Genomic DNA, 22,221 nt, shown 5'->3' with positions numbered 1-22,221 from the left:
TGTCGTGTCGTTCAGTTCATTCAGGGCGACGCTCACGCCGACGGTGTGCTCTGCTCCGCGAATGTCCCCCGCTTCGCTCCTCCTTTATTTCGCTGCGTAGAGCACACCGCCGGCGTGAGCGCGCCCTGAACGACAGCGCCCAGAACGCAGAACATGACGAAAAGAAGAAGCAGTCATCTCAGCGCTCGATGGCCATGTCGGCATGCCAGCCGCGCGTCTTGCCGGGGTTCATCAACCCCATCGGATCGCTGCGCTTCTTGAAGTCGATCTGCTGCGTGTCGATGGTCTTCATGCCGCCGTCTTCGATCGTTACCACGTGCGGGTTGAAGATTTTGCAGCCGCCTTCAGACTCGATCTCGCGGATCAGTTCGTATTGGTGCGCTTCGCCCTTCCAGCGCACCAGCAGGATGCCGAACGTGCCGCACTCGCCATTGGCGCGCGCGAAATCCTGGTGCTGCAACACGTCGTCGCCGAATATCCGCATGTGGCGCTCCACCACCGAGGGGTCGAACGGCTGCGCGTACGCCACCTGCAGGTACGTCCAGCCGCGGTCGGCCTTCAGTGCCTGCAGCGTCGTGTGATTGAACGCGCACTCGTACGCGGGTGGCAGGCCATCGGCCAGCAACTCGGCCTCGGTGCCCGCCACGGAAATCGTGCCGCCGTGCGCCTGTGCGAGCGCACGGAAGTCGGCCATCGAATCGGGCGACACCATGGTGAACACCGCGTGCCGGTCGATCGGAAAACGGTCGCGCATGGCCGTGTAGTAGGGCGAGAAGCGGGCTTCGACCGTCGACAGCAGGAAGATGTCGAGCGTCGGCGCTTGCGCCGCAATGCCGAAGTCGAGCGCGCCGCGGTAGGTGTCGAACAGCACCGTGCAGTGCACCCATTCGACGGCGGGGCTCAGGGCCACCTCGACGTCGAGGATCACGCCGTTGGTGCCGTAGGCGTGGTGCACCTGCTGGATCTCGTCGCCCTGCAGCTCGATGACCTGCGGCTCGCGCTCGACCGTCATCACGCGTGCGCGCAGCAGGTTGCCGGGGTCGCGCAGGATGCCGTGGCGGAACGAGCCGATGCCGCCGAAGCCGCCCGCGATGAAGCCGCCGATGCTGGCCACGTGCCAGGTCGATGGCCACATGCGCAGCGCCTGCCCCGTTTCGCGCGCGGCCAGGTCGATGTCGTGCATGCGCGCACCGGCCTCGACGCGCATGCGGCCTTCGCCGATGTCGAGCACGCGGCACATCTGCGTCACGTCGAGCACCAGGCCGCCTTCGAGCGGCACGCACTGGCCGTAGTTGCCGGTGCCGCCGGCGCGCACGGTCAGCGGCAGCTTCCACTTCGCGGCCACGGCGGCTGCCTGGCGCACGTCGTCCTCGGTGCTGACCTTGACCACGAGGTCGGCCACGCAGCCCGCGAGCTGTGCGGTGAGGATCGGGCTGTACCAGTAGAAGTCTTTCGACAGCTGCTTGCGCTGGTTGGGCGCGGTGATCACGTTCAGGCCGCGCAGGTCTTCCCGCACGGCGTCCCAGTCGATGGTGGTGGTGTGCTGCATGGCCCTAGCGTTCACGGCGCATTTCGCTTTCGTGCCAGTGGCCGAGCACCAGGCGCGACAGCGCCGCGAACACGATGAAGATCACGATGCCGAGCAGGGACACCAGCAGCAGCGCCGCGAACATCATCGGGATCTCGGTGCGAAAGCTCGACTCGAGAATGCGCGAGGCCAGGCCGGTTTCCTTGCCCGCGGTGCCGGCCGTGAACTCGGCCACCACCGCGCCGATGAGGCTCAGGCCGCCCGCGATCTTCAGGCCCGCCATGAAGTACGGCAGCGCACTGGGCGCGAGCAGGTAGCGGAAGGTCTGCCAGGGCGAGGCCTTGTACAGCTGGAACAGGTCGCGCAGGTTGCTGTCGGCGCTCTTCAGGCCGATGACGGTGTTCGACAGGATCGGGAAGAAGGCCACGATCCATGCGCACAGCAGCAGCGCTGCGGTGGTGCTCGACACGTAGATCAAGATGAGCGGCGCGATCGCGATGATGGGCGTCACCTGCAGGATGACGGCGATAGGGAACAGCCCGATCTCGACCCACTTGAACAGCGCGAACGCAATCGCCAGCAGCACGCCGCCGACGATGGCCGCGAGCAGTGCCAGCAGCGTGAGCTTGACCGTGAACCACAGCGCGCTCGACAGCGAATCCCAGTTGTCGAACAGCGTGCGCAAGATCAGTGAGGGCGCGGGCAGGATGTAGTGCGGAATGTTGTTGGCGCGAACCATCCACTCCCACACCAGCAGCAGCGCCGAGACGATGACCACCGGCACGACGATGCGCAGCATCGACTCGCGCCGGCGCAGCTTGTCTTCGTGCGCGCGCAGCATGTCGGCGGACGGCGTGGCTTCGGTGGCGTCCATGGGCATCGCGGGTTCAATGGTCGACGTCGAGGCCATGGAGTGCTCCGTGCAGGGATTGGGACACCGCGGTGCAATGTGCGTTGTAGCGGCTCGATGTGCGGAATTCTTCGCCGCGCGGATAGGGCTCGTCGATGGCGATCTCGTCGATCACCCGGCCGGGCCGTGCCGCCATCACGACGATGCGGTTCGACAGGTACACCGATTCATACACGCTGTGCGTGACGAAGACGATCGAGAAGCGATGCTCGCGCCAGATGGCCAGCAGGTCGTTGTTGAGCTTGATGCGCGTCATTTCGTCGAGCGCGGCAAAGGGCTCGTCCATCAGCAGCAGGCGCGGGTGCGTGACCAGCGCGCGCGCAATCGACACGCGCATCTTCATGCCGCCCGACAGCTCACGCGGGTACACATCGGCAAAGCGCGAGAGGCCGACCAGCTCCAGCACCTGCTGCACCACCGGCGCGGCTTCGTCGCGGCTCATGCCCGCGAGCTTGAGCGGCAGCCAGACGTTGTCGAACACCTTGGTCCAGGGCATGAGCGTGGGCTCCTGGAACACGAAGCCCAGGTCGCGGTCGCTCTTGCTGTTCTTGGCGACGCCGGTGTTGGCGCCCGACCATTTCATTTCGCCCGAGCTGAGCCGGGTGAGCCCGGCGATCAACCGCAGCGCGGTGCTCTTGCCGCAGCCCGAGGGGCCCAGGAAGCTGACGAAGTCGTGCTCGCCGATGTCGAGCGTCATGCCCTGCAGGGCAAGCGTGCCGTTGGCGAAACGCTTGCTGACGTTGCGCAGGCTGACCAGCGGCGGCGTGGATGGCGTGGTGCTTTCCATGGAGATTCGGGCCTAGCGCCAGGCGGGTACGTTGGACAGGCGGGAGAGCGGGAAGCGGTCGACCTCTTGCAGCAGCTCGACAAAACGGCGGCCCACGTGGTCGAGCACCGCCGCGCCCTTTTCGGCGGTGGCGCGCGTGGCGTCGCCGGCGGCGCCCGCGGGGTTGATGTCGTGCATCTGCCAGCCGAGCTTGCCGCTGGGCGTGATCGAGAGGAACTTGTTTTCGGCGGCCAGCTGCTCGGTCATGGAGCCGAAGTTCTGGAACTGGTCTTTGCGCACGTAATCGGGCGTCAGGTGCAGCATGACCGAGCTTTCGAGGTCGCCGGCATGAATGCCGTGCTTGCCTTCGTGCGCGGTGAACAGGCCTTCGGGCAGGCCCAGGGTGTACCAGTTGGCGGCGACGACCATCATGTCGTGCTCTTCGCGCAGGTCGCGCGCCACGATGTCCATCACGCTCATCTGGCCGCCGTGGCTGTTGTAGAGCACCAGTTTGCGCACGCCTGCTTTTGCAACGCATGCGCCGATGTCTTTCCACAGCGAGATCAGCGTGTTGGCCGACACGGTGAGCGTGCCCGGGTAGCGCGAGTGCTCGTTGCTCTTGCCGTAGGGCACGGTGGGCAGGAAGAGCACCGGCAGGTCGTCGGGCAGGTAAGGCAGCGTGGCTTGCACCATGCCGTCGATGGTGGCCGTGTCGGTCGACATCGGCAGGTGCGGCCCGTGCTGTTCGGTGGCACCCACCGGCAGCACGGCGATGAGCCGTTCGCGGTCGAGACGGGAGAACTCTTCGCTGGTCAGGTCAGACCAGAAACGGCTGCGCAACAGGGGCGGATTCATCGTGGCAAACCTCTTGACGGCGGGTTGGGTAGTCTAAATTATCCATCTGGTCAGAAAAAGTTAGACATGGGTGGATACCCTTGACCAAGCGTATGCAAGTGCTGTGCCAGCAAACCGATGCAGTTGGTCAAAACACCCGCGGGGCCACGCCGTGCCGGACTGCCCCCCGCAGTGCTACCAGCGCAGGCGCATGCCCAGTTGCCCCTGCACGCTGGTCTGCTCGGTGCGGCCGATGGCACTGGTGTAGGCCAGCCCGCCGTACACCGCCAGCACCTTGTTCACCTGCCCCACGATGCCGGCGCCGACTTCGAGCGCGCCTGCATTGCGGCGGTTCACGACCTGGTCGGTGGGACCGAAGTAGATGGCGTTGCTGCCACTGAAGGTGTGCCAGAGATTGGCCTTCAGGTAAGGCTTCCAGGTGCCGCCGCCAGCGCTGAAGTTGCCTTCGAGCCGTGCGCCCAGGCGTCCCGTCACGGCGTTGTCGCGCTGGAAGCGCACGGCGGAGATGCCGTCGTCGAAATCGTCGAAGTTGCTGCGCTGCCAGATCAGCTGCACCTGCGGCTGCAGCGTCACGCTGTCGCTCAGTGCCAGCGGGTAGCCGGCCTCGAGCGATGCGGTCACGCTGTTGCCGTGCGGTGTGCCGCCGCGCCCGAGCGTGGAGCGCGCGTCGGCCTTGTAGCGGCTGGCCAGCAGCACGGCGTCGCTGTACCAGCCGGTGCTGGCAACCCGCGTCCAGTAGGCGCCGAGGCTGTAGCCCTCGATGCTCAGGCGGCCGGTGGCGGCGTTGGTGCCTCCGCCCGCCACGCCGCTGGTGTCGCCGCTGGCGCGGGTGTAGCCGCCGAGCACGCCGACGCGGTTGCGACCGCCCGAGCCGTCGGTGGCAATCAAAAAGTCGTGGCCGAGCTGCAGGCCGGAGATGCGGCCATCGAACTGCGGGTCGGCGTCGCCGCGCAGCCGCTGCCGCGTGCTTTCGCCGAACACGCGGCCCCACGAGGCCTGCGCGCCTTCGTCGCCGGCCAGAAGTTGCTGGTCGCCCTGCCGGTCATGGAAGCTGCCGAGCTGCGCCAGCCCCAGGCGGCGCACCACCAGCGGCATGGCACTGTAGAGCGCCACTTCGGGGCGGTACAGCTTGACGGCCTCGATCTCCATGGCCGGCGTGCCGGGTGCGGGCGGATGTGTCTCTATGAATTCGAGGGCCTCGGTCACCGAGCCCACCACGTTGCCGCCGACCACGTAGCCGTTGTTGCGCAAGTACCAGTTGTTCGGGTTGTTGCCGGCCGCGCCGCCGCGGAACAGGCGGTAGTTGTAGGCCCCGGCCTCGACGGCCTGCGTCAGCGAGAAGGCATTGGCGGCGGTGGTGCCGCCGTTCACGGCCTGCACCACCAGGATGCCGTCGGCCAGCGTGGGCGCGCCCAGCCCCCCGCGGTTGAGCACCCGCAGGCCGGTGGCGCCCGAGGCCGCGCCGCCGTCGATCACCAGCTTGTCCGACGGCGCGTTGTCGCCGGCCAGCACGGTGTTGACCTGCACCAGCGCGCCGCTGCCGCCGAAGTAGTTGCCGCGCACCGTGAAGGCGCCGAAGTTCACGCCGTCGTTGGGGCCGGGCAGCAGCGTGCCCTGGTGGGTCACGTTGCCCGCGAAGGTGCCGGTGCCCGCGACCGTGGCGCCGGGGAGTACGGCGATGCTGGGGCTGGTCAGCGTCGCGGGCAGGTCGAAGCGGCCCGACTCGATGCGGATCGAGTTCGAGAAGCTCGCATCGGTCTTCCACGACCACGCGGTGCCGCGCATCGTGAGGTTCTGGAAATTGCGAAAGGCGTTGTCGACGGTGCCGTTGCCTTCGAGGAAGGTGTCGCTGCTCGCGTCGCCGCCGTCGGCCGCGCCCTTGATGACCGAGCCGGTCTGCAGGATCAGCGTGCCGGTGCCGCCACCGCCCATCAGGATTGCGCCGTCGTTGCCGGTGCCGCCATTCCCTTCGATGGAGCCGGCATTGATCAGCGTGTCGTTGCCGTTCTGTCCGCGATAGCCGTAGTCATTGGCGCTGGAGAGCAGGCCGCCGGCCCGGTTCTCGACCTGCGAGAAGAAGCTCGCGCTCAGCGTGTTCACATGCACCGCACTCGCGAAGCCGCCCGTGGCCGAGGTGTTGGCGCCCGTGGCGCGGATGGCGCCGGTGTTGATCAGCAGATTGGCGACACCGTTGCCGCCCTGCAGGTAGACGCCCTTGCTCGCGGTACCGCTGACATCGATCGTGCCGCTGTTGACGACCGTATTGCCCGGCCCCAGCGTGGAAATGCCGTGCGAGCGGCCGCCCGTGGTGGTGATGCTGCCGGTATTCGTGAGCAGCGTGCGGGTGCTGCTGTTCGACGTCACCAGCATGCCCACGGTGCCCACGCTCGTGGTGCTGATGGTGCCGTTGTTGGTCTGCGTGTTGTCGTTGCCCGTGGAAACCATCGCGCCGCGCCCACCGCCGCCACCGCCCGACATCGTGATCGTCCCGTTGTTGGTGATGCTGCTGCTGTCTTGCACCAGCAGGGCCTGGGTGGCGTTGGTGCTCAGCGTGGCGCCGTTGTTCACCGTGATGCTGACACCGGTGCTGCCCGGCACCGCGATCACGCTGGGCGAGCCGGTGTTGGTGCCGTCGCAGACCACCGTGTCGCCGGTGCCGGGCGTAACGGTGGGGCCGCAGGCCGCGTGTGCACCGCCGCCGGCCAGTGCGGCAAGCACGGCCGCGAGGGATGAAACAAGAGGAAGAACCGGGATGTGGCGCGGAAATCGATGCGGTCGCTCGATGTGCATGCGTGCTCCTTATTGCTTCTTGTGTCGGCCCTGGGACCGGGGGATGCCCGGCCATTTGGCACGATTCACAATCAAGAAACAATCAGAGTCCCGTTGCTCTGTTGCTCCTGCGAGACGCCCCGAAGCCTCAGCGCCGCACCACGTAGCGCGTGACCACCGGTGGCGACTCGCCCAGGTGGAATGCCAGCCGCCGCTCGCGCAGCGCCATGTCGGAGGCGGTGGCGCGGTTGAAGCGGCGCAGGTGGTCGGTCCACGAATCGTCGACGATCTCCTCGACGTAGCGGGCCGGCTGCGCGATGTCGTGCAGCAGCTCCCAGCCGACGGCGCCCTGGCTCAGTCGCGCGCGGCGGGTCTGCTGCATGACGATGTGGAAGGCCGCGGCGCGGGCCGGGTCGATCAGGTACTCGACCGTGATCACCACGCGGCCTTCTTCCTGCGGCGCCTCGGCCGGCGGGCCGGCGGCCCAGCCGGCTTCGGCGGGGCTGGTGTCGTCTTCGCCGCTCACGTCGGTCACCCAGCGCAAGGCCAGGAGCATCACCAGCGTGCCGCTGATGGCGCCGATGACCAGGCTCAGCTGCAGCGTCGTGACCGTCGCCACCTGGCCCCACAGCGCCGCGCCGATGGCGCTCGCGCCCATGATGGCCATCTGGTACATCGACATGCCGCGCGCGCGCACCCAGTCGGGCAGTGCGAGCTGGGCCGACACCGAGAGCGAGTTGGCCACGGTGATCCACGCCATGCCGCCGAAGAACATCGCCGGCACCGCGACCCATGCGTTGGGCGCGAAGGCCATCACCGCCGTGGCGCCCGACTGCAGCAGCGTGCCGCGCAGCACCAGCTGGTCGCGCCCCAGTGCCTGGCGCAGCCGCGGCAGGAACAGCACCGCGACGATCGCGCCCGACCCCATGGCCGCCAGCAGCAGCGTGAAGGTGCCGGCGTCGCCGCCCTTCAGGTTGCGCGCCAGCAGCGGCAGCAGCGCCAGCAGCGCGGTCGAGTGAAAGAAGAAGATCGACACGCGCACCAGCACCGCGCGCATGCGCTGCGACTGCCGCACGAACTGCACGCCCACGCGCATTGCGCTGATGAGCTTTTCGCGGCCCAGCGGATTGGGCGTGTGCGCGCGCCGCCAGCGCAGCACCACGAAGCCCGAAGCCACCGACAGCACCGCGTTCAGCGCGAACACCCACACGGTGCCCGCGCTGGCGATCAGCACGCCGGCCGTGAGCGGCCCGACGATGCGCGAGGCGTTCATGGCGATGCCGTTCAGGCCAAGCGCCGCCGGCAGCTGCGTGCGCGGCACCAGCTCGGGCACGATGGCCGAGAACACCGGCCAGCGCAGCGCCAGCCCGATGCCGTTGGCAAAGGTGAGCGCCAGCAGCAGCGGCGCGGTCATCAGGTCGAGCGCCAGCGCCGCGCACAGCACGATGGCCGTGCCGGCCAGCCAGAACTGCGTGGCCATGAGCCAGCGCCGCCGGTCGAGGATGTCGGCCAGCGCGCCGCTGGGCAGGCCGAGCAGGAACACCGGCAGGGTGGAGGCCGACTGCACCAGCGCGACCCAGATCGGCGAGGTGGTCAGCGAGGTCATCATCCACGCCGCAGCCACATCGTTCATCCACATGCAGATGTTGGCGATGAGCCAGGTGCTCCACAGCATGCGGAACACGGGGAGCTTCAGGGGCTCGAGGGCCGCGAACTTCGAGGGCTGCGGCCGAGCGGGCGGAATCGGTGTCTCTTCGGGGGATATGGGTGGCATGTGGCGCTATTGTGGCGCGGCCTGCGCGCCGCTCAGCCCCGGTCGCTGCGTGCCAGGCGGTGTTCGAGCCTGCGCAGCATCGTCGTCAGCACCAGCGTCATGACCCAGTAGATGACCGAGATCGCAAGGTACGGTTCCCAGTAGCGCGCATAGGCGCCGGCCACGGTGCGCGCCGCATAGGCCAGCTCGGCCAGGCCGATGGCGGACACCAGCGAGGTGTCTTTCAGCAGCGCGATGGCGTTGTTGCCCAGCGGCGGCAGCATGCGGCGGAAGGCCTGCGGCAGCACCACGTAGCGCATCACCTGCGCGGGCGAGAAACCGATCGAGCGGCCGGCATCGAACTGCCCGCGCGAGATCGACTGGATGCCGGCGCGGAACACCTCCGAGATGTACGCCGCCGAGTTGAGCGTGAGCGCCACCACGCCCGAGATGAGCGCACCGTGCTCCTGCTTGAGCGTGCGCGCGAGTTCGCCGTCGATGAGGAGGCCGGAGGTCGGATGGATGAACACCGGCATCACCGCGAAGTGGATCAGCAAGATCTGCACGAACAGCGGCGTGCCCCGGAAGAAGCTCACGTACACCGTGGCCGGCCAGCGCAGGAAGAAGCGCGCGACCCAGGTCCACGGCGCATGGCGCGGCTGCGCCAGCCGGGCGAGCGCCAGGCACAGGCCCCAGCTCGAACCCAGCAGCACGCAGACCACCGTCATGCGCAGGGTCATCCATGCGCCTTGCCAGAACAGGTCCTTGTATTCGACCAGGATGTCCCATCGGAACCATCCGAACAGCAGGATTGGTTGTTCCATCTATTGCCTCCGCTTCATCGCATCAAACTCAAAAAAACAAACGGCCGCATGGTGGCGGCCGTGATCGGGTCACAGGTGTCGTGCGGCTCAGCGCACGTTCGGGTCCTTGTTGAACCACTTCTTGTAGATCGTCACGTAGCTGCCGTCGGCGCGAATCGCGGCCAGGCCGGCGCTGAGCTTGTCGAGCAGGGCCTTGTCGCCCTTCTTCACGACGATGCCGAAGCCCTCTTCGGGGAACGACTTGTCGTCCAGCGTCTTCAGGTCGGCGTGCTGCGCCACGCGGTAGGCAATGACGCCGTTGTCGCCCATGGCGGCATCGACACCCCCGCCGGCCAGCTCGGAAATGATGAGCGGCGTGCTCTCGAAGCGGCGGATGTCGGGGTTGGTCTTGCCGAACTCGCGCGAGGCGATGTCGTCGGCCGTGGAGGCGCTGACCACGGCGATCTTCTTGCCGGCCAGGTCTTTCAGCGAGGCCACCTTGCTGTTCTTCGGCAGCGCGATCAGCTGGCGGGCCGCGAAGTAGGGCGGCGTGAAGTCGTAGCTCTGCTTGCGCTTCTCGTTGATGGTCACGCCAGAGATCACCAGATCGACGTCGCCGTTGTTCAGCGCGCCGAAGATGCCGGTGAAGGGCGTGTTGACGATCTTGATCTTCAGGCCCTGCTGCTTGGCGATGGCATTGATGATGTCGATGTCGAAGCCGACGATCTGCTTGTCCTTGTTCTCGAAGGCGAAGGGCGCGTAGGTGGCGCTCGAGGCCACGGTCAGTTCTCGATTCTGGGCTTGGGCCTGGGCACCGAAGGCGAGCGTGGCAGCTGCGAGGCCAAGGCCAAGAGCCAGGGCGCGGCGGATGGGGTTCATTCGGAGTCCTCTTTTTTCCGCAAATGGCGGCAGGTGGTGGGCGAGGATTTTAGGCTGACGCTATCGGCCTACCCTGGCGGGCCTGTCCCGGCACGCGAGCTAACTAAGGTTCTCCGGGCGAAACCGGGGGCATCGCGCGGCGGCACCTGGCGTGCTGACTACGATGCGGAGCATTCCCTTCCAGGAGCCTTGCATGACCCAGCGGCCCGCGCTTTCTTCTCTTCTTTGCGGCCTCGGCCTCGCATGGGGCGCCACTGGCGCGCTGGCGGCCGACCCGGCGCCCCGCTTCGATCCGCAGCGGCTGTCGCAGATCGTGAAGACCATCTCCGGCGACGACTTCGAAGGCCGCGCGCCGGCCACGCCGGCGGAGGCCAAGACGGTCGATTACCTCGTGGCGCAGTTCAAGGCCGCGGGGCTCGTGCCTGGCGGCGACCTCGAAGGCGGCAAGCGCGGCTGGACGCAGTCGGTGCCGCTGGTGAAGACCGAATTCCGCGGCACGCCGCAGTTCGCGCTGCAGGTCGGCTCGCAGCGCGACGCGCTGGTGCAGGGCGAGCAGATCGCGGTGCGCGCCGCGCTCGACGGTTCCACCTCGGTGGCAATCCAGCAGGCGCCGCTGGTCTTCGTGGGCTACGGCGTGAGCGCGCCCGAGCGCCGCTGGGACGACTACAAGGGCGTCGACCTGAAGGGCAAGATCGCCATCGTGCTGGTCAACGACCCTGACTTCGAGACAGGAGAGGGCGTCAGTGGCGACTTCGGCGGCAAGGCCATGACCTACTACGGCCGCTGGACCTACAAGTTCGAAGAGGCCGCGCGCCGTGGCGCATTGGGCGTGCTGATCGTTCACGAGACCGCGCCGGCCGCCTATGGCTGGGCCACGGTCAAGAATTCGAACACCGCGACCATGCTCGACATCGAGCGCGACAACCCGGCGGCCGTGCATCCGAAGCTGGAAGGCTGGGTCCAGCGCGACGTGGCGGTCGAGCTGCTGCGCCGCGCGGGCCTGGACTTCGAGGCGCAGAAAAAGCTGGCGCAAACGCGCGAGTTCCAGCCCCAGCTGCTGAAGGACGCGAGCCTCTCGGCCGAGTACGCGATCGACCGGCAGGTGATCGTCTCGAAGAACGTGGTCGGCCGTGTCGAGGGCCGCAAGCGCCCCGGCGAAACCGTGATCTACAGCGCCCACTGGGACCACCTGGGCGTGGGCGCGCCCGATGCCAAGGGCGACAGGATCTACAACGGCGCGGTCGACAACGGCACTGGCCTGGCCGCGCTGATCGAGATGGGGCGTGCCTTTGCGAGCGCGCCGAAAAGGCCCGAGCGCTCCGTCGTCTTCCTGGCCGTGACGGCCGAGGAACGCGGCCTGCTGGGCTCCGAGTACTACGGCGCCAAACCGCTGTATCCGCTGGCGAAGACCGTGGCGGTGATCAACATGGACGCGCTCAGCCCCGAAGGCCCGGCGCGCAACTTCAGCACCTCGGGCAGCGCGGCTTCGCAGTTGCAGGACCTGCTGGTCGAACAGGCCAGGGGCTTCGGCCTGGCCTACGCGCCCGACCCGCACCCAGAGGCCGGCTACTTCTTCCGCTCCGACCATTTCTCGTTCGCCAAGCGCGGCGTGCCGGCGCTGTCTTTCGCTTCGGGCAACGACTGGGTGGAAGGCGGCCTCGCGGCCGGCGAAGCGGCCAGCAAGGCCTACACCGCCGAGCGCTACCACCAGCCGGCCGACGAGTGGCGCGCCGACTGGTCCTTCACCGGCATGGCGCACGACCTGCCGCTGCTCTTTCGCGTGGGCGAGACGCTGGCCAACAGCAAGCGCTGGCCGGCGTGGGGCGCGGCGTCGGAATTCCGCGCCACGCGAGAGGCGAGCCGCAATGAGCGGCGTTGATCTTCTTCCTCAGCGACCGAAGAAGACGTAGAGCGCGATCAACGCGATCAGCGCGATCACGACGACGCCGACCGCCTTCTTCCAGAGACCCGGTGCCGGTGCCGGTGCCGGATCTGGCTCCGAGGACGTCCAGGTGAACGTCTGCGTCTTCGAGACGAAAGAAGAGGGCAGCTTGAACGACGCGGTCGGCACGGAAGACGTCGAGGAGGACGAGGAGGACGACGAGGACGAAAAGGTGGTGGTGGTGAAGTCCAGCGAATCGAGGGAGAGCGTCGTCGATCTCGATGTCTTGTGCGTCACCGTCTTTGCGCTGTCGATGCGCGCGATGGCGTCCGCGACGATCTCGGGGTGCGACGTGCGGCCGGCCAGCGCCTTCAGCTCCTCATTGCTCAGGGCGCCCGACCGGAGCACCGTCCAGGCGAGCGTGGCGGGCAGCGAATCGGGCGCGGCCCAGGCGTCCTGGTGCGTGGGCAGCATCGAGAGGCTGTGCGCGTGCTGCGCCGCATCGATCAGTTGCAGGTCCAGCAACTGGTCGAGCGCGGCGGCGCTCACGCCGTCCTGCATGCGGCGCTCCAGCAGGTTCATGTGGAGCAGCGCCCAGGCCGGCAACGGGACGTCACCGCTGATCAGGCCGGTGGCTTCCGAGACGATGACCTGCGCCTCGTTTTCCCGGCCGGCGGGCGCGCGGGCCGGCAACGCGTCGAGCTGCGCCTGCGGAACGATTTCGCGGGCCACGACCCAGCCCAGGGCTTCGCCGGGCGTGCGCAGCGTGATGTTGGCCAGTTCGGGGTCGCTGGTGGCCGCGGCGTGTTCCGAAGCGGTCAGCAGGTCGATCTGCTGCAGATGGTCCAGTGCGCGGAGGCTGGCTTCGAGATTCATGCGGCTCCCTTTTTTGTCTCGTCGATGGGCGAATGCTCGCACACCGACCGGTGAACCCGACCGGGGCCCCGCGCGCCGCTACTTCGCCAGATGGCCCAGCGGCAGCGCGCTGCTGGCCTTCACCTCGCCCAGCGAGAAGCTGGTGTGCAGGTCTTTCACGTTCGGCAGGTTCATGAGGTGCTGCCGAGCGAAGGCCGAAAAACCGTTCAGGTCCGGCGCCACCACCTGCAGCTCGAAGGTGCCGGTGCCGCTGATGTAGTGGCAGGCCACCACCTCGGGCATCTTGCGGATGGCGTCTTCGAGCTTGCGCGTGGCCTCGTTGGTGACGCGCTCGGTGTCCACGCGCACGAAAGCGAGCACGCCGAGCCCTATCTTGTGGCGGTCGATCTCGGCGTGGTAGCCCTTGATGAAGCCGGCTTCTTCCAGCGCGCGCACCCGGCGCCAGCACGGGGCCGCCGAGAGGCCCACGCGCTGCGCAAGCTCGGCGTTGGTGAGGCGCCCGTCGGCCTGCAGTTCTTGCAGTATTGCGAGGTCGAACTTGTCAATGCTTTCCATGGATGCCGATATTAAGCAAGAATCTTTCTGGAACCTGCTTTTTCGGGGCAAAGAACGCAAACACCTGTCGCGAACCCCGGCATACACTTTGCGTGATCATGGGCTCGCGCCCTACCGGGCACAGACCCACAGCCAATCAGCCAGGCCCACAAGGCCCTGCCAATACGGAGACAGAGAACATGAATGCCCCGCTGCCCGCGCACATCCGCAAGGCGCTAGAAACCGTCACGCTCGACGACAAGTACTCCCTCGACTACGGCCGCGCATTCATGAGCGGCGTCCAGGCCCTGGTGAAGCTGCCCATGCTGCAGCAACTGCGCGACAAGCAGGCCGGCAAGAACACCGCCGGTTTCATCAGCGGCTACCGCGGCTCCCCGCTCGGCGGCTACGACCAGGCGCTGTGGAAAGCCAGCAAGTTCCTGAAGGAACAGAACATCGTCTTCCAGCCGGGCGTGAACGAAGAGCTGGCGGCCACCGCGCTGTGGGGCACGCAGCAGCTGGGCTTTTCTCCGCAAGGCACCAACAAGTTCGACGGCGTCTTCGGCATCTGGTACGGCAAGGGCCCGGGCGTGGACCGCTGCTCCGATGTATTCAAGCACGCCAACATGGCGGGCACCACCGAATTCGGCGGCGTGATCGCGGTGGCCGGCGACGACCACATTTCCAAGAGCTCCACCGCCGCGCACCAGAGCGACCACATCTTCAAGGCCTGCGGCACGCCGGTGTTCTTTCCGACCAGCGTGCAGGAAATCCTGGACCTGGGCATTCACGCCTTTGCCATGAGCCGTTTTTCGGGCGTGTGGTCGGGCATGAAGACGATCCAGGAGATCGTCGAGTCGAGCGCCACGGCCATGATCGACCCCGAGCGCGTCGAGATCGTCATTCCCACCGATTTCGAAATGCCGCCCGGCGGCCTGCACATCCGCTGGCCCGACCATGCGCTGGAGCAGGAAGCCCGGCTCATGCACTACAAGTGGTATGCCGCGCTGGCGTACATCCGCGCCAACCGCCTGAACTACAACGTGATCGAAGGCCCGAACGACCGCTTCGGCATCATGGCCAGCGGCAAGGCCTTCAACGATACGCGCCAGGCGCTGCTCGACCTGGGGCTTGACGATGCGGCCTGCCGCCAGCTGGGCATTCGCCTGCACAAGGTGGCCGTGGTGTGGCCGCTGGAGGCGCAGCTGACGCGCGAGTTCGCCACCGGCCTGCAAGAGATTCTGGTGGTCGAGGAAAAGCGCCAGGTCATCGAATACCAGCTGAAGGAAGAGCTCTACAACTGGCGCTCGGACGTGCGGCCCAACGTGGTCGGCAAGTTCGACGAAGGCGAAGGCGCCAGCGCCGACGGCTACTCCGGCGGCGAATGGTCGATGCCCAACCCCACCGCCCACACGCTGCTGCGCGCCAACGCTGACCTGAACCCGGCCCTGATCGCCAAGGCCATTGCCGCGCGCCTGAAGAAGACCGGCCTGCTGGCCGCCGCCGGCGCCGACATGACGGCCCGCATCGAAGCGCAACTGGCCATCCTCGAAGCCAAGGAGCGTTCGATGGTGGTGCAGCAGGCGTCCACCAGCGTGGCCGACGCCACGCGCCAGCCGTGGTTCTGCTCGGGCTGCCCGCACAACACCAGCACCGTGGTGCCCGAAGGCTCGCGCGCCATGGGCGGTATCGGCTGCCACTTCATGGCGACCTGGATGGACCGCTCGACCATCGGCTTCACGCAGATGGGCGGCGAGGGTGTGCCATGGGTGGGCCAGCAGCCCTTCACGACCGACCAGCACATCTTCGCGAACCTGGGCGACGGTACGTACTTCCACAGCGGCCTGCTCGCCATTCGCCAGAGCATCGCGGCCGGCGTGAACATCACCTACAAGATCCTCTACAACGACGCGGTGGCCATGACCGGCGGCCAGCAGGTCGGCGAGCGGCCCGAAGGCCACTCGGTGCTGCAGATTGCCGAGAGCCTGCATGCCGAGGGCACGAAGAAGGTCGTCATCGTGACCGACGAGCCCGAGAAGTACGAAGGCGTGAGCATCCCCGGCGACCACGTGCAGGTGAAGCACCGCGACCTGCTCGACGAAATCCAGCGCGAATTCCGCGCCATGCCGGGCACCACGGCCATCATCTACGACCAGACCTGCGCCACCGAAAAGCGCCGCCGCCGCAAGCGGGGCACCGCCGTCGATCCGGCCAAGCGCGTGGTCATCAACGAGCTGGTCTGCGAAGGCTGCGGCGACTGCAGCGTGCAGAGCAATTGCCTCTCCGTGGAACCGCTGGAAACCGAATTCGGCCGCAAGCGCACCATCAACCAGAGCAGCTGCAACAAGGACATGAGCTGCCTGAAGGGCTTCTGCCCGAGCTTCGTCACCGTCGAAGGCGGCCAGCTCAAGAAGAAGAGCAAGAACAAGGCGGCCACGCCGGCCGAGTTTGGCCTGCTGCCCGAGCCCGTGATTCCCTCGCTGGCGGGTGGCAAGGTCTGGGGCGTGGTGGTGGCGGGCGTCGGTGGCACCGGCGTCATCACCATCGGCCAGCTGCTGGGCATGGCCGCGCACATCGAGGCCAAGGGCATCGTCACGCAGGACGCGGCCGGCCTGGCGCAGAAGGGCGGCGCCACCTGGAGCCACGTGCTCATCGGCGACACGCAGGACGACATCCGCACCACGCGCGTCGGCACCGCGGCCGCCGACCTGATCCTGGCCTGCGATCCGCTGGTCACGGTCAACGGCGAAACCATGGCGCGCATGCGCGAAGGGCGCACGCACGTGGCGCTCAACAGCCACAGCTCGCCCACCGCCGCCTTCGTGCGCAATGCCAACTGGCAGAACCCCGAAGACGCCTGCGCCGCTGAAATTGCGCGTGCCGTGGGCATCGACGGCATGGGCACCTTCGACGCCGATGCGGCCGCCACCACGCTGATGGGCGACAGCATCTACGTCAACCCGATGATCCTGGGCTACGCCTGGCAAAAGGGCTGGCTGCCGCTGGCGCACGAGTCGCTGATGCGCGCCATCGAGCTCAATGCCGTGGCCATCGAGAACAACAAGACCGCCTTCGAGTGGGGCCGCCAGGCCGCCGTGCGTCCTGAAGAACTGCAAAAGCGCGTGCGCCCGGGCCAGGTCATCGAGTTCAAGAAGCGCGAAACGGTCGAGGCCATCGTGGCCCGCCGCGTCGAATTCCTGACCGGCTACCAGAACGCTGCCTATGCCGAGCAGTACAAGCAGTTCGTCGGCAAGGTGCAGCAGGCCGAATCGGCCCTGGGCAAGACCGCCCTGACCGAAACGGTGGCCCGCTACCTGTTCAAGCTGATGGCCTACAAGGACGAGTACGAAGTCGCGCGCCTGCACACCGACCGGACTTTCCTTGACCGCGTCGAAGGCATGTTCGAGGGCGACTACAAGCTCAACTACCACCTCGCGCCGCCGCTCATGGCCAAGAAGAACGCCAAGGGCCAGCTGCAGAAGCAGAAGTTCGGCCCCTGGATGCTCACGGGCTTCAAGCTGCTCGCCAAGCTGAAGGGCGTGCGCGGCACGGCGCTCGACATCTTTGGCCGCACCGAAGAGCGCAAGACCGAGCGCGCGCTGATCGGCGAGTACCGCGCCAGCATCGAGGAAGTGATCGGCGCCCTGCGCGCCGACAACCACGCGCTGGCCCTGGAAATTGCCGGCCTGCCCGAGCAGATCCGCGGCTACGGCCACGTCAAGGACCGCAACCTGGTGGCGGCCCGCGCGCGCTGGAACGAGCTGCTGGGCAAGTGGCGCAATCCTCAGGCGCAGCGCGCCGCGGCCTGATCAGCCGGCCTCGCCTTTGTCGTTGCCTTCGGCCCGGCTTTCCAGCCGGGCCCGGGCGGCCACCAGGGCGCCGTGGATCTTCTGCTCGAACACTTCGCGCGGCGGCAGCACGGTGAGGTACTCCGCCACGTGAATGCCTGATTTGTTCAGCTCGAGCAGTTCGATCTGTTCCTGCTTCTTGCCGGTACAAAGAATGATGCCCAGTGGCGGCGCGTCGCCGGGCTCTTGGTCATGGCGCGCCAGCCAGCGCAGGTAGAGCTCCATCTGGCCCTTGTACTCGGCGCGGAATTCGCCCAGCTTCAACTCGATCGCCACCAGGCGGCGCAGCTTGCGGTTGTAGAAAAGCAGGTCGATGTAGAAATCGTCGTTGTCCAGCTGGATGCGCCGTTGCCGCGCCACGAAGCTGAAGCCTGCCCCGAGTTCGAGCAAAAAACTCTCGAGCTCGCGCAGGATGGCGTCCTCGAGATCCTTCTCCAGGTGCCGGTCTTGCAGGCCCAGGAAGTCGAGCACGTACGGGTCTTTCAGCAGCAAGGCCGGCTCGGTGGGGTTCTGGCCTTTCAGCTCGCCGAGTTCATGGCGAATCAACGCGTCGGGCTGGCGCGACACGGCGGTGCGCTCGTAGAGCAGCGAGCCGACGCGCTCCCGCAAGGTACGAACGCTCCAGCCTTCGAGCTGGCACATCTGTGCATAGAACTCGCGGGCAAGTGGGTCCTTGACCGGCAGCAGCACCAGGAAGTGCGTCCAGCTCAAATGTCGTATCAGCGATACGACAATTTCCTCGGAAGGGAACACCTCGGCGAACTGCACCATGCGCCGGAGGTTTTTCTCCTCGAAGCCGCGGCCATAGTCGCTGGCCAATTGTCGTGACAGCGTCGCGACAATTTCTTCACCATAGCTGGCGCGCTGGCCGCCCAGCACTTCGGTGCGGATGCGCTGGCCGATGCGCCAGTACATGAGCGTCAGTCCCGCATTCACCGCGGCGGCGGCCGTTTGCCGGGCCTGCTCGATCAACTGCCGCAAGTCTGTCAGCAGGGGATCGGTGCCCTTGCGAAGCGCCGGTGCGGCGCTGGCTGTCGTCAAGCTGTTGCGCTTGCTCATGGAGGCTCCTTGATTTGCGCGTCAAGCGGATGGAATTGTCCGGCTGCCGTCGCTTCGCCTCTCAAGCGCTACGCGGGGAAATCCGGAAAAAGAGCGGAAAAGCTCGTGGTGCGTAGAGTATTTGCTATCGAAACAGAAGCAATCGCAAGGCCGGGAAGCCTTCTGAAAGCCCCGCTCGTCGCGCCGGGATAGCACCCCGGGAGGCGCTGCGCCCCGAATACAATGCCCGGTGCTGTGCGCGGCCAAGCCCCGCCGAGCTTTGATTTGCGGCCCGTTTTCCCTGTGGCCGCGAAGAGATGGAACGACGGACCCCGGTTCGCGCTCTTCTCGTTTTCTCTTCCCTCTGTTGGAGACTCTCTTGTTCATTTCCTCTGCTTTCGCCCAGACCGCGCCCGCAGCCGCCGGCGGCGGTGACATGTTGTCCTCGCTCGGGAGCATGCTGCCCCTGGTGCTGATGTTCGTGGTGCTGTATTTCGTCATGATCCGCCCGCAAATGAAGCGCCAGAAAGAAGCGCGCGCCATGATCGAAGCGCTGGCCAAGGGCGACGAAGTCGCCACCGCCGGCGGTGTGCTCGGCAAGATCACCTCGCTGGGCGACCAGTACCTGGGCCTCGAAATCGCCAATGGCGTCGAGATCAAGGTGCAGCGCAGTGCTGTGGTCCAGGTCCTGCCCAAGGGCGCCGTCAAGTAAAAAAAGCGTGAGCTGATCCTTGCGCTTTGCGGCGCAGGGCCCCAATTCACGCCGTGTTCCGTTCTAGAAAAGCGCTTTCTCATGAACCGTTACCCGGTCTGGAAGTACGCGATCATCGTGATCGTGTTGCTGGTGGGGCTCATCTATGCCCTGCCCAATTTCTTCGGTGAGGCACCTGCTGTACAGGTGTCCGCGGCCAAGACGACCGTCAAGGTCGACGCCGCCACCCAGACCCGGGTCGAAGAGGCGCTGAAGTCGGCGGGCCTGACGCCCGACCTGATCACGCTCGACGCAGGCTCGCTGCGTGCCCGCTTCACCACCACGGACGACCAGCTCAAGGGTCGCGACGTGCTGCAGCGCGCGCTGGTGCCCGATGCCAGCGACCCGCCCTACACGGTGGCGCTGAACCTGCTGTCGCGTTCGCCTTCGTGGCTGACCGCGCTGCACGCTTTCCCGATGTACCTCGGCCTCGACCTGCGCGGCGGCGTCGACTTCCTGCTGCAGGTCGACATGAAGGGCGCGATCGACAAGAAGGCCGAGTCCTTTGCGAGCGACCTGCGCACCACCTTCCGCGACAAGAGCATCCGCGGCACGCAGGTGAGCCGTAACGGCCAGACGGTCGAGGTGACTTTCCGCGACGCGGCCTCGCTCGACGCGGCCAAGCGGATCATCCAGGACCAGTTCCAGGACCTCTCCACCACCGACAGCCAGGACGGCAGCAACTGGCGCCTGACGGCGACCATCAAGCCGGAGGCCGCGCGCCGCCTGCAGGATGCCGCGCTCAAGCAGAACATCACGACGCTGCACAACCGGATCAACGAACTCGGCGTGGCCGAGCCGGTGATCCAGCAGCAGGGCCTGGACCGCATCGTGGTGCAACTGCCCGGCGTTCAGGACACGGCCAAGGCCAAGGAAATCCTGGGCCGCACCGCCACGCTCGAAATGCGCATGGTCGACGAAAGCCCCGAAGGCCGCGCGGCCGAGCTGGGCGGCGGACCGGTGCCTTTCGGCTCCGAGAAATTCCTCGACCGCACGGGCCGTCCGGTGATCGTGAAGAAGCAGGTGCTCGTCACCGGCGAAAACCTCACCGATGCCCAGCCTGGCTTCGACCAGCAGAGCAACCAGCCCAAGGTCGACCTGACCATGGACGCCAAGGGCGGCCGCATCATGCGCGACGTCAGCCGCGAAAACTTCAAGAAGCGCATGGCCATGCTGATCTTCGAGAAGGGCAAGGGCGAAGTGCTCACGGCCCCGTCGATCAACGGCGAACTGGGCAACCGCTTCCAGGTTTCGGGCTCGATGACCGTGAGCGAAGCCAACGACCTCGCGCTGCTGCTGCGCGCCGGCTCGCTGGCCGCGCCAATGGAAATCATCCAGGAACGCACCATTGGTCCGAGCCTGGGCGCCGACAACATCGAGAAGGGCTTCAAGAGCGTGATGTACGGCTTCCTGGCGATCATGGTCTTCATGTGCGCGTACTACGCACTGTTCGGCCTGTTCTCCTCGATCGCGCTGGCCGTCAACCTGATGCTGCTGGTGGCCATTCTCTCGATGCTGCAGGCCACGCTCACGCTGCCCGGCATTGCGGCCATGGCGCTTGCCATCGGCGTGGCCATCGACTCCAACGTGCTGATCAACGAGCGCGTGCGCGAAGAGCTTCGCAACGGGGCGTCGCCGCAGGCGGCCATCCACGCGGGCTACGAACGCGCCTGGGGCACGATTCTCGACTCCAACGTGACCACGCTGATCGCGGGTATCGCGTTGCTGGCCTTCGGTTCGGGCCCGGTGCGCGGCTTCGCGGTGGTGCATTGCATCGGCATCGTCACCTCGATGTTCTCGGCCGTGTTCTTCTCGCGTGGCCTCGTGAACTTCTGGTACGGCCAGAAGAAGAAGCTCAAGTCGGTGTCGATCGGCACGGTCTGGCGGCCCAAGGCCGATGGCGCCGACGGCACGGCCGTGGCCGACGCCAAGTAAAGCTCAAGGACAAGCGCCATGGAATTTTTCCGCATCCACAAGACGATCCCGTTCATGCGCCATGCACTGGTGCTGAACATCGTCTCTTTCGCCACCTTCGCGCTGGCCGTGTTCTTCCTGTTCCATCGCGGCCTGCACCTGTCGGTCGAGTTCACGGGCGGCACGGTGATGGAAGTCGCCTACAAGCAATCGGCCGACATCGGCAAAGTCCGCGAAGCCATCGGCAAGCTCGGCTATGCGGACGTGCAGGTGCAGAGCTACGGCTCGTCCGAAAACGTGCAGATCCGCCTGCCGGCCCAGAAGGGCATGAGCTCCGACCAGCAAAGCTCTCAGGTCATGGGCGCGCTCCAGTCGGTCGACCCCTCGGCCACCCAGCGCGGCCTGGAGGTCGTCGGACCGCAGGTCGGCGAGGAACTCACCACCAACGGCCTGAAGGCCCTTGGCATGGTGGTCGTCGGCATCATGATCTACCTGGCGTTTCGCTTTGAATGGAAGTTTGCGCTGGCTACCGTTCTGGCCAACCTGCACGACGTGGTGATCATCCTGGGCTTTTTCGCCTTCTTCCAGTGGGAGTTCTCGCTGGCGGTGCTGGCGGCGGTGCTGGCGGTGCTGGGCTACTCGGTGAACGAATCGGTGGTTATCTTCGACCGGGTCCGCGAGAACTTCCGCCGCTACCGGAAGCTGTCGACCCACGAAGTGATCGACAACGCGATCACCTCGACCATCAGCCGGACCATCATCACCCACGGCTCCACGCAGCTGGTGGTGCTGTCGATGTTCTTCTTCGGCGGCCCGACCCTGCATTACTTCGCCCTGGCGCTGACCATCGGCATCTGCTTCGGCATCTACTCGTCCTGTTTCGTGGCTGCCGCCATCGCCATGTGGCTGGGCGTGAAGCGCGAAGACCTGATCAAGGGCGGCCCGACCAAGCGCGACGGCGAATCGGAAGACGACCCCAACGCCGGCGCTGTGGTCTGACGGATACTTGAGGTTCAAACAAAGCGGCAGCGGCGGGGCCGCACCGCGGTTCGCATGCAACGCTGGCGGTGCAGACACTTGTGCGGTTGCGCATCCCGATGCAAGCTCGCGGGTGT

The 22,221-nt window shown here is 66.6% G+C and carries 16 protein-coding genes; 5 read left to right on the top strand and 11 right to left on the bottom strand.

Translation table 11 applies throughout. The features are described from left to right. Nucleotides 1-178: 178 nt before the first annotated feature. The 8 genes from DBV14_RS18780 to DBV14_RS18745 form a co-directional block, all read right to left on the bottom strand. The gene (locus DBV14_RS18780; protein ID WP_124460865.1) at nucleotides 179-1,549 is read right to left on the bottom strand and encodes an FAD-binding oxidoreductase; all 1,371 of its coding nucleotides are present in this window, start codon (nucleotides 1,547-1,549) and stop codon (nucleotides 179-181) included. 4 nt (nucleotides 1,550-1,553) lie between these two features. Then, nucleotides 1,554-2,438 carry an ABC transporter permease gene (locus DBV14_RS18775; protein WP_185546061.1) on the bottom strand — a complete coding sequence of 295 codons (885 nt, stop codon included), beginning with the start codon at nucleotides 2,436-2,438 and terminating at the stop codon, nucleotides 1,554-1,556. After that, nucleotides 2,416-3,225: an ABC transporter ATP-binding protein gene (locus DBV14_RS18770; RefSeq protein WP_124460863.1), complete on the bottom strand. Its 810-nt coding sequence runs from the start codon at nucleotides 3,223-3,225 to the stop codon at nucleotides 2,416-2,418. Before DBV14_RS18770 ends, DBV14_RS18775 begins: the two co-directional genes overlap by 23 nt. 12 nt (nucleotides 3,226-3,237) lie before the next feature. Beyond that, nucleotides 3,238-4,059, bottom strand: a complete 822-nt coding sequence (locus tag DBV14_RS18765; RefSeq protein ID WP_124460861.1) for a creatininase family protein — start codon at nucleotides 4,057-4,059, stop codon at nucleotides 3,238-3,240. Nucleotides 4,060-4,233: 174 nt separating this feature from the next. Further along, nucleotides 4,234-6,849 carry an autotransporter outer membrane beta-barrel domain-containing protein gene (locus DBV14_RS18760; RefSeq protein ID WP_124460859.1) on the bottom strand — a complete coding sequence of 872 codons (2,616 nt, stop codon included), beginning with the start codon at nucleotides 6,847-6,849 and terminating at the stop codon, nucleotides 4,234-4,236. Nucleotides 6,850-6,976: 127 nt separating this feature from the next. Beyond that, nucleotides 6,977-8,602, bottom strand: coding sequence for an MFS transporter (locus DBV14_RS18755; protein ID WP_124460858.1), 1,626 nt, complete (start codon nucleotides 8,600-8,602; stop codon nucleotides 6,977-6,979). A 32-nt stretch (nucleotides 8,603-8,634) separates the two neighbouring features. Then, nucleotides 8,635-9,405, bottom strand: a complete 771-nt coding sequence (locus tag DBV14_RS18750) for an amino acid ABC transporter permease (protein WP_124460856.1) — start codon at nucleotides 9,403-9,405, stop codon at nucleotides 8,635-8,637. An 87-nt stretch (nucleotides 9,406-9,492) separates the two neighbouring features. Further along, a complete protein-coding gene (locus tag DBV14_RS18745) occupies nucleotides 9,493-10,263 on the bottom strand; it encodes a basic amino acid ABC transporter substrate-binding protein (RefSeq protein WP_124460854.1) in 771 nt (256 codons plus the stop codon). 193 nt (nucleotides 10,264-10,456) lie between these two features. On the opposite strand from DBV14_RS18745, the gene DBV14_RS18740 reads away from it, so the two are divergent. After that, nucleotides 10,457-12,142, top strand: coding sequence for a M28 family metallopeptidase (locus tag DBV14_RS18740; RefSeq protein WP_124460852.1), 1,686 nt, complete (start codon nucleotides 10,457-10,459; stop codon nucleotides 12,140-12,142). Between the two features lie 9 nt (nucleotides 12,143-12,151). On the opposite strand, the gene DBV14_RS18735 is transcribed toward DBV14_RS18740, so the two are convergent. Beyond that, nucleotides 12,152-13,021, bottom strand: a complete 870-nt coding sequence (locus tag DBV14_RS18735) for a hypothetical protein (protein WP_124460850.1) — start codon at nucleotides 13,019-13,021, stop codon at nucleotides 12,152-12,154. 78 nt (nucleotides 13,022-13,099) lie between these two features. Then, nucleotides 13,100-13,576 carry an Lrp/AsnC family transcriptional regulator gene (locus DBV14_RS18730; RefSeq protein ID WP_124460848.1) on the bottom strand — a complete coding sequence of 159 codons (477 nt, stop codon included), beginning with the start codon at nucleotides 13,574-13,576 and terminating at the stop codon, nucleotides 13,100-13,102. Nucleotides 13,577-13,755: 179 nt separating this feature from the next. On the opposite strand from DBV14_RS18730, the gene DBV14_RS18725 reads away from it, so the two are divergent. Then, a complete protein-coding gene (locus DBV14_RS18725) occupies nucleotides 13,756-17,364 on the top strand; it encodes an indolepyruvate ferredoxin oxidoreductase family protein (protein ID WP_124460846.1) in 3,609 nt (1,202 codons plus the stop codon). On the opposite strand, the gene DBV14_RS18720 is transcribed toward DBV14_RS18725, so the two are convergent. Further along, nucleotides 17,365-18,462 (bottom strand): YhcG family protein, encoded by a 1,098-nt coding sequence (locus DBV14_RS18720; protein ID WP_124460844.1) that lies wholly within the window; start codon nucleotides 18,460-18,462, stop codon nucleotides 17,365-17,367. 358 nt (nucleotides 18,463-18,820) lie between these two features. Between DBV14_RS18720 and yajC the strand changes: the two genes are divergently transcribed. The 3 genes from yajC to secF all read left to right on the top strand — a co-directional run bounded on the left by yajC (nucleotide 18,821) and on the right by secF (nucleotide 22,105). Then, nucleotides 18,821-19,153, top strand: coding sequence for a preprotein translocase subunit YajC (gene yajC / locus DBV14_RS18715; protein WP_093242720.1), 333 nt, complete (start codon nucleotides 18,821-18,823; stop codon nucleotides 19,151-19,153). A gap of 81 nt (nucleotides 19,154-19,234) precedes the next feature. After that, nucleotides 19,235-21,127 carry a protein translocase subunit SecD gene (secD, locus tag DBV14_RS18710; protein ID WP_124460842.1) on the top strand — a complete coding sequence of 631 codons (1,893 nt, stop codon included), beginning with the start codon at nucleotides 19,235-19,237 and terminating at the stop codon, nucleotides 21,125-21,127. Between the two features lie 18 nt (nucleotides 21,128-21,145). Further along, nucleotides 21,146-22,105 (top strand): protein translocase subunit SecF, encoded by a 960-nt coding sequence (gene secF / locus DBV14_RS18705; RefSeq protein WP_124460840.1) that lies wholly within the window; start codon nucleotides 21,146-21,148, stop codon nucleotides 22,103-22,105. Nucleotides 22,106-22,221: the final 116 nt, after the last annotated feature.

The sequence above is a fragment of the Variovorax sp. KBW07 genome (assembly GCF_003852515.1).
Lineage (GTDB): Bacteria > Pseudomonadota > Gammaproteobacteria > Burkholderiales > Burkholderiaceae_C > Variovorax.
The sequence above is the reverse complement of the archived record's forward strand: the minus strand, read 5'-3'. Positions and strand labels throughout refer to the sequence as shown.